The organism is Photorhabdus tasmaniensis, assembly GCF_011189505.1.
GTDB classification, from domain to species: Bacteria; Pseudomonadota; Gammaproteobacteria; order Enterobacterales; family Enterobacteriaceae; genus Photorhabdus; species Photorhabdus tasmaniensis.
The window spans coordinates 1-294 of the sequence record NZ_PUJU01000250.1; the positions used below are offsets into that span (position 1 = coordinate 1).

The following is a 294-nucleotide window of genomic DNA, read 5'->3' on the forward strand; positions in this document are numbered from 1 at the left end:
GGATCAGATGCCATACGGTTGTGCCCGGTTCTGCTCCCTGAATATCAAAGGCAGTTGCGCCCTGAACAAAGAAATATTGTTTGTCAGGCTGGCTGTCAGTTCGCCAGAATCCGCTGACAAGCATCGGCTCACCGGTTCTCACCGGGGTGATATGCAGAGGGCCACGATCATAGCGGGCATACCAGGCTAGTGTGGAAGTTGAATTAAAATGTCCTTCACCATAAAAATGCAGAGAATGGCCTTCACGAGGAATAACCCGTATCGGGCGTATCAGCTGGTTAATGGCAAAATAAC

The 294-nt window shown here is 50.0% G+C and carries 1 protein-coding gene; it reads right to left on the reverse strand.

All coding sequences use genetic code 11. From position 1 onward, the window contains the following. On the reverse strand, window positions 1-294 hold a 294-nt coding region (locus C5471_RS23775; protein ID WP_166296747.1), incomplete at both ends, for a type VI immunity family protein.